The 6,058-nt window shown below is 60.9% G+C and carries 5 protein-coding genes; 4 read left to right on the top strand and 1 reads right to left on the bottom strand.

The window, feature by feature from the left end; all coding sequences use genetic code 11:
* Window positions 1-106: 106 nt before the first annotated feature.
* On the bottom strand, window positions 107-1,159 hold the full coding sequence (gene bioB / locus QMX93_RS19530; RefSeq protein ID WP_282357673.1) for a biotin synthase BioB: 1,053 nt from the start codon (window positions 1,157-1,159) through the stop codon (window positions 107-109).
* A 91-nt stretch (window positions 1,160-1,250) separates the two neighbouring features.
* On the opposite strand from bioB, the gene QMX93_RS19525 reads away from it, so the two are divergent.
* The 4 genes from QMX93_RS19525 (at window position 1,251) to QMX93_RS19510 (ending at window position 6,050) form a co-directional block, all read left to right on the top strand.
* Window positions 1,251-1,991 carry a ComF family protein gene (locus tag QMX93_RS19525; protein WP_282357672.1) on the top strand — a complete coding sequence of 247 codons (741 nt, stop codon included), beginning with the start codon at window positions 1,251-1,253 and terminating at the stop codon, window positions 1,989-1,991.
* 183 nt (window positions 1,992-2,174) lie between these two features.
* A complete protein-coding gene (locus tag QMX93_RS19520; protein WP_282357671.1) occupies window positions 2,175-2,939 on the top strand; it encodes a TOBE domain-containing protein in 765 nt (254 codons plus the stop codon).
* A gap of 69 nt (window positions 2,940-3,008) precedes the next feature.
* Complete coding sequence (locus QMX93_RS19515) at window positions 3,009-4,910, top strand: PhoX family phosphatase (RefSeq protein WP_282357670.1); 1,902 nt, start codon at window positions 3,009-3,011, stop codon at window positions 4,908-4,910.
* A 165-nt stretch (window positions 4,911-5,075) separates the two neighbouring features.
* Window positions 5,076-6,050, top strand: coding sequence for a serine/threonine protein kinase (locus QMX93_RS19510; RefSeq protein WP_053124475.1), 975 nt, complete (start codon window positions 5,076-5,078; stop codon window positions 6,048-6,050).
* The last annotated feature ends 8 nt before the right edge of the window (window positions 6,051-6,058 follow it).

The raw sequence follows: 6,058 nt of genomic DNA, 5'->3' as shown, positions 1-6,058 counted from the left end.
GGCTTGCTCGCGAATGCGGTCTGACATTCAACGGTGATGTTGACTGGACTGACGCTTTCGCGAGCAAGCCCGCTCCCACAAGGGGTTTTGCATTCCTTCAGAGGTTTTAGACGGCAGCGTTGTAGAACTGCTCGCTGCTCTTCTGCTCCAGCGCCTGCTCGATCGCCGCCTGGTGAACCTCGTCGGCATGCTCTTCACGCGCTTCCGGCTGGATGCCCAGACGCGCAAACAGTTGCATGTCCTTGTCCGCCTGCGGGTTGGCGGTGGTCAGCAGTTTGTCGCCGTAGAAAATCGAGTTGGCGCCGGCGAAGAACGCGAGGGCCTGCATCTGCTCGTTCATCGCTTCGCGGCCAGCGGACAGGCGCACGTGGGATTGCGGCATGAGGATGCGCGCCACCGCGAGCATGCGGATGAAGTCGAAAGGGTCGATGTCTTCGGCGTTTTCCAGCGGCGTGCCGGCGACTTTCACCAACATGTTGATCGGCACCGATTCCGGGTGTTCCGGCAGGTTGGCCAACTGGATCAGCAGATTGGCGCGGTCATCCAGCGACTCGCCCATACCAAGAATCCCGCCCGAGCAGATCTTCATCCCCGACTCCCGCACGTAGGCCAGCGTTTGCAGGCGCTCGCTGTAAGTGCGTGTGGTGATGATGCTGCCGTAGAACTCAGGCGACGTGTCGAGGTTGTGGTTGTAGTAATCGAGGCCGGCCTTGGCCAGTGCTTCGGTCTGATCCTGATCGAGACGGCCGAGGGTCATGCAGGTCTCCAGGCCCATGGCTTTCACGCCTTCAACCATTTTCAGCACGTACGGCATGTCTTTGGCGGACGGGTGCTTCCACGCCGCGCCCATGCAGAAACGCGTTGAGCCGATGGCTTTGGCGCGCGCCGCCTCTTCGAGGACTTTCTGCACTTCCATCAGCTTTTCTTTTTCAAGACCGGTGTTGTAGTGACCGGACTGCGGGCAGTACTTGCAGTCTTCCGGGCAGGCGCCAGTCTTGATCGACAACAAGGTCGAGACCTGCACGCGGTTGGCGTTGAAATGCGCGCGGTGCACCGTTTGCGCCTGGAACAGCAAGTCGTTGAAGGGCTGTACGAAGAGTGCTCTGACTTCGGCCAAAGACCAGTCGTGACGCAGGGTGGCGGTGGTGCTCGCGCTCATGGGTAATTCCTTGGTTATGCTTGGTTCGCGACTGGGGACACGGAATACCCACAGGCGCTACACGGATGTTCGGCATATTTAAGGAAGAGTCATGCGCTGTCAACCACGATACAAAGGCTCGGTTTACATCTGTTTAAAAAACGTACAGATATGTTTGTTGTGCGATGAGGCCGCAGAAGCAGAAATGCCAATCTGCGTCGCTTGCGAAACTGAATTGCCGTGGCTCGGAGATCATTGTGTGACCTGCGCAGTGCCGCTGGCCGCCGCGGGCCTGACCTGCGGCGAGTGCCTGCTAGAGCCGCCGGCGTTCGAACAGGTCATTGTGCCGTGGCTGTATGGCTTCCCGGTCGACAGTTTGATTACGCGGTTTAAACACAACGCGAAATGGCCGTTTGGCCACCTGCTCGCCGACATTCTCGGGCAATACCTGCAACATCGCTTCGAAGAGGATCTGCCGAGGCCGGATGTGTTGTTGCCGGTGCCGCTGGCGAAACAGCGCTTGCGTCAACGGGGCTTCAATCAGGCGGCGATGCTGACGCGATGGTTGAGCGCATCGCTGGATTTGCCCTGCGAGGAACGGATGCTGCACAGGGTGCAAAACACCAGCGCCCAGCAGGATCTCGACGCCAAAGCGCGCAAACGTAACTTGCGTGAAGCGTTCAGTCTGGATCCTGACGCCAATGTCCAAGGCCGGCATCTGGCGTTGGTCGATGATGTGCTGACGACCGGCGCCACGGCCCAAGCGTTAGCCCGATTGCTAATGAATGCCGGCGCTGCAAGAGTTGACGTCTACTGCCTCGCCCGCACGCCAAAACCCGGTCACCAAACCTGACCCACCCCCCGTAGGAGCAAGGCTTGCCCACGAAGGCGTCAGCACAGGCGACACATTTATTGCATCTGACAGACCGCCTTCGCGAGCAAGCTCTGCTCCTACAAGAGCGGTGCTGGGCTTGACTCTCGCGTGGCAAGCAGCCAACTTCACTCCCCACCGCCACGGCTAAAAAAGCACCCCTTCATGTCCATGCCTTCCCTGCTCTCCCAGCACATCGTCCGTCGTCCGCAGCGTATCGCCCTGCTGCAACACATCGCCGAACAAGGCTCGATCACCCGCGCCGCGAAAAGCGCCGGCCTGAGCTACAAAGCCGCGTGGGACGCCATTGATGAGCTGAACAATCTTGCGCAGAAACCGTTGGTCGAACGTGCCGTCGGTGGCAAGGGCGGCGGTGGCGCCAAGCTGTCCAGCGAAGGCGAACGCGTGCTGCGCCTGTATCAAAAGCTGCAAGCCTTGCAGGCGCAGGTGCTGGAAGCGGCGGAAGACGCCAGCGATCTCGATCTGCTCGGCCGATTGATGCTGCGAACCAGCGCGCGCAATCAGTTGCACGGCAAAGTCATCGCCATCGAAGCGCAGGGCCGCAATGACTTGATCCGTCTCGAACTGGCCGAAGGGCTGAGCCTCGACGCACAGATCACCCACGACAGCACCGTGCACCTTGAACTGCAAAACGGTACCGAAGTGGTCGCGCTGATCAAGGCTGGCTGGCTGGAATTGCTCACCGCTGAACAATCTGCAACGCCGGGACACAATCTCCTCACCGGCACCATCGAAGCGATCCTTGACGCCGAAGACGGCCCGAGTGAAGTGCGAATTTCCCTGCCCAACGGCCACACACTCTGCGCACTGGCTGAGCCGATGGATCTGCGCACTCGCGGGCTGACCGTCGAACAACCGGTGCAGGTGCAGTTCTCGCCGTCGAATGTGTTGATCGGTACGCCGCTCTAAATCGAGCCTGCAACAAAAACGTCATAGACCCTGATTAAGGTGGCTGCCAAACCAAGCAGGGAGCCTGACGTGAGCCTATTAGAAGAAAACCAATCCACTGACCTGGAAAAAATGGTCGGCCTCAGCCGTCGCGGCTTCATCAGCGCCGGCGCGTTGTGCGGCGCGGCGATGTTCCTTGGCGGTAACCTGCTGAGCCGCAGCGTGCTGGCCGCCAGCGTCAGCGCCGGCAATAGCAGCCTGCTCGGTTTCGACAGCATTCCCGCCGCGACCAGCGACGTCATCAGCCTGCCCAAAGGCTACAAGTCTTCGGTGCTGATCAGTTGGGGCCAGCCGCTGAGCAAGAACGGCCCGGCCTTTGACCCGAGTGGCAACGGCAGCGCCGCCGCACAGGAAGTGCAGTTCGGCGACAACAACGACGGCATGAGCCTGTTCGCCTTTCCCGACGACAAAAACCGCGCGCTGATGGCGATCAACAACGAATACACCAACTACCGCTACCTCTACCCGCACGGCGGCATGCCGCAGTCGGCCGAAGAAGTGCGCAAGGCGCTGGCCTGTGAAGGCGTGTCGGTGATTGAAGTGCAGCGCAAGAGTGGTCAGTGGCAGTTCGTTCAGGGCTCGCGCTACAACCGCCGCATTCACGGCAACTCGCCGTTGCGCATTGGCGGCCCGGCGGCTGGTCACGCGTTGCTGAAAACCAGCGCCGACCCGAGCGGCAAAAAAGTCCTCGGCACCTTTCAGAATTGCGCCAACGGCAAAACGCCGTGGGGCACTTACCTGACCTGCGAAGAGAACTTCACCGACTGTTTCGGCAGCAGCAACGCCGAGCTGAAATTCGACGCCGCGCAAAAACGCTACGGCGTGGTCGCCACCAGCAAAGAGATCAACTGGCACCCGCACGATCCGCGCTTCGACATGGCGAAGAATCCCAACGAGCTCAACCGTCACGGCTGGGTGGTCGAGATCGATCCGTTCGATCCGCAATCGACGCCGGTCAAACGCACCGCGCTGGGCCGCTTCAAACATGAAAACGCCGCACTGGCGGAAACCGCTGACGGCCACGCCGTGGTGTACATGGGCGACGACGAGCGCGGCGAGTTCATCTACAAATTCGTCAGCCGCGACAAGATCAACCACCGCAACGCCAAGGCCAATCGCGACATTCTCGATCACGGCACCTTGTACGTGGCCAAGTTCGATGCCGGCGACAGCAACCCCGATCACCCGAAGGGCCAAGGCCAGTGGATCGAACTGAGCCACGGTAAAAACGGCATCGACGCCAGCAGCGGTTTTGCCGATCAGGCCGAAGTGCTGATTCACGCGCGCCTCGCCGCCAGTGTGGTCGGTGCAACGCGCATGGATCGCCCGGAGTGGATCGTCGTCAGCCCCAAGGACGGCCAGGTTTATTGCACCCTGACCAACAACGCCAAACGTGGCGAGGACGGGCAACCGGTGGGCGGGCCGAACCCGCGTGAGAAGAATGTCTACGGGCAGATTCTGCGCTGGCGCACCGACCGTGATGATCACGGCTCGAACACCTTCGCCTGGGATCTGTTTGTAGTCGCCGGCAATCCGGGTGTGCACGCCGGAACGCCGATGGGCGGTTCGTCTAACATCACCCCGCAGAACATGTTCAACAGCCCCGATGGTTTGGGTTTTGACGATGCCGGGCGCTTGTGGATTCTGACTGACGGCGATTCGAGCAACGCCGGGGATTTTGCCGGAATGGGCAATAACCAGATGTTGTGCGCCGACCCTATAACCGGTGAGATTCGCCGGTTTATGGTCGGGCCGATTGGTTGCGAGGTGACGGGGATCAGCTTCTCGCCGGATCAGAAGACGCTGTTTGTCGGGATTCAGCATCCGGGGGAGAACGGTGGGTCGACGTTCCCGGAGCATTTGCCGAATGGCAAACCGCGGTCGTCGGTGATGGCGATTACCCGTGAGGATGGCGGGATCGTCGGCGCCTGACAGGCCCTCATCGCGAGCGGGCTCACTCCTACAGGGTACGCATTCCAAATGTAGGAGTGAGCCTGCTCGCGATAGCGTCAGCGAAGACACCAACCACCTCCCCCGCTGCCATCTGCGCTACCATGCTGGGCCGGACGCGGCAGCCTGCTGCGCGCAGGAGTCAGCATGGCCCACCCGTTTGAAACCCTCACACCCGATCTCGTGCTCGATGCCGTTGAAAGCATCGGCTTCCTCAGTGATGCGCGCATTCTGGCGCTCAACAGCTACGAGAACCGCGTCTATCAGGTCGGCATCGAAGACTCCGAACCGCTGATCGCCAAGTTCTACCGCCCGCAACGCTGGACCAACGAAGCCATCCTCGAAGAACACAAGTTCACCTTCGAACTGGCCGACGTCGACATCCCGGTGGTTGCACCCATGATCCACAACGGCGAAACCCTGCACGAACACGCCGGTTTCCGCTTCACCCTGTTTCCGCGTCGTGGCGGCCGGGCGCCGGAGCCGGGCAATCTTGATCAGCTGTATCGCCTCGGCCAGTTGCTCGGGCGGATTCACGCGGTCGGCGCGACCAAGCCGTTCGAACACCGCGAAGCGCTGGGCGTACAGAACTTCGGCCACGCCTCGCTGAACACTTTGCTCGAAGGCAATTTCATTCCGAAAAGTTTGCTGCCGGCTTATGAGTCGGTGGCCCGCGATCTGCTCAAGCGTGTCGAGGATGTCTACGCCGCGACGCCGCACCAGAACATCCGCATGCACGGCGATTGCCACCCCGGCAACATGATGTGCCGCGACGAGATGTTCCACATCGTCGACCTCGACGACTGCCGCATGGGCCCGGCGGTGCAGGACATCTGGATGATGCTCGCCGGCGACCGTCAGGAATGCCTCGGGCAGTTATCGGAATTGATGGACGGCTACAACGAGTTCCACGATTTCGACCCGCGCGAACTGGCGCTGATCGAACCGCTGCGCGCCTTGCGTCTGATGCACTACAGCGCGTGGCTGGCACGACGCTGGGATGACCCGGCGTTCCCGCACAGTTTCCCGTGGTTCGGCACCGAGCGTTATTGGGGCGATCAGGTGTTGGCGTTGCGCGAACAACTGTCGGCCCTCAATGAAGAGCCGCTGAAGTTGTTCTGACGCAGGAG

The sequence above is a fragment of the Pseudomonas sp. PS01303 genome (assembly GCF_029959385.1).
GTDB classification, from domain to species: domain Bacteria; phylum Pseudomonadota; class Gammaproteobacteria; order Pseudomonadales; family Pseudomonadaceae; genus Aquipseudomonas; species Aquipseudomonas rustica.
Note: the sequence above shows the minus strand (reverse complement) of the source record. Positions and strands in the feature narration are given on the sequence as shown.

Bases quoted from the DNA above. Each gene is read 5' to 3' on its own strand.
- QMX93_RS19520 (WP_282357671.1), top strand. From the start codon at position 2,175: ATGTCCATGCCTTCCCTGCTCTCCCAGCACATCGTCCGTCGTCCGCAG.
- bioB (WP_282357673.1), bottom strand. From the start codon at position 1,159: ATGAGCGCGAGCACCACCGCCACCCTGCGTCACGACTGGTCTTTGGCC.
- QMX93_RS19525 (WP_282357672.1), top strand. From the start codon at position 1,251: ATGCGCTGTCAACCACGATACAAAGGCTCGGTTTACATCTGTTTAAAA.
- QMX93_RS19510 (WP_053124475.1), top strand. From the start codon at position 5,076: ATGGCCCACCCGTTTGAAACCCTCACACCCGATCTCGTGCTCGATGCC.